At 18.1% G+C, this 1,260-nt stretch carries 1 protein-coding gene; it reads right to left on the bottom strand.

From position 1 onward, the window contains the following. Nucleotides 1-414: 414 nt before the first annotated feature. Nucleotides 415-1,092 carry a hypothetical protein gene (locus tag EHV01_RS05740; RefSeq protein WP_422066624.1) on the bottom strand — a complete coding sequence of 226 codons (678 nt, stop codon included), beginning with the start codon at nt 1,090-1,092 and terminating at the stop codon, nt 415-417. Between the last annotated feature and the right edge of the window lie 168 nt (nt 1,093-1,260).

Here is a 1,260-nt window from a genome sequence, read left to right as displayed (position 1 = left end):
AATTCTGTAATTATTTTTTTCATTAATTATTTACCTCCATATATTAAAAATATACCTAATTTTAGGTATATTTTATAAATATCAAGAGTTTTCGACAAAATTAAAGGCTATTAGTATCTTTTTAAAAATATTTACAATTATTTTAATAGGTTATGCAAGAAGTCTATTCTTAACAGATTTTTTCATAGTTTATAAAATACTATCTTACTTATTGTGAAAATTATTTTAATTAAATTAATACACTTTTTGATTTATTTACCATTTATAATTATTTTTATATATAACAAAATAATTAATATTAAGTATTATGGAAAGAATTAAATATATAAATAATTTTAATAAAAGATACTAATTATTAAAAAATTTAATAAACAAATTGTTTCATACAAAAATATGATATTATATATCATCTTTTTAATCCATTTCTGTTTGTTTGACTCTTGCTATTAAAAGATCTAAAAATGGTTTAATATCATTTTGAAAAGTAAAACTAATAAATAAAGCTGTTCCGCCGCCAGATATTGCAAAGGCATTTTTATTGGTTTGTAAAAAGTTATTAAGATTGATTTTACTTTGATGTTTTTTAGTAAAACTAATGAATCCATATTTTAAGGTTGAATTAATAAAAATTAGTAAGCTATTTTCATATTCTTGTAAAAATTTATTTAATTTATTTCGTATTAGTTCAAGTGTTATTTTTTCATCATTAATAATAATTTCTTTGATTGTTAAATTATTATTAATACTTGTTTCTTTGAATCGAAAAACAGTATTATCAATTGTTTGTAATAATAATTTATATTTTTCTTTTGCAATTTCATTTAATTGTTTTTCTAATTGTTCAATTTCCGTATTTAAACTATTTTTTGCAATTATTGTTGTTGGAATTTCAAAATTAGGTATTATGAAATTAAAATCAGCATCATAACTTTTAATTTTTTTAATACTTTGGTATAAATTATCTTTTTTTTGGTTAATTCAATTAGCAAAATAACTTTCTGTTGCTTCTTTATTTGTTGAAAATTGTATTCGAACTTTCTTTTTATCAACTCAACAATCTCAAATTTCAAAAAATGCAAATTGTAATTTCAAACACGTTTTTCCAAAGCTCTTATTAATAAAATGATAACATCATTTAAAATAAATGCAACTATTTTTTAAAAAAATTAAAATATTTCTTTAATTTTGTCGAAAACTCTTGATATTTATAAAATATACCTAAAATTAGGTATATTTTTAATATATGGAGGTAAATAATWA

It is taken from the genome of Spiroplasma sp. hy2 (assembly GCF_044714365.1).
Lineage (GTDB): Bacteria > Bacillota_I > Bacilli_A > Mycoplasmatales > Mycoplasmataceae > Spiroplasma > Spiroplasma phoeniceum.
The sequence above is the reverse complement of the archived record's forward strand: the minus strand, read 5'-3'. Positions and strand labels throughout refer to the sequence as shown.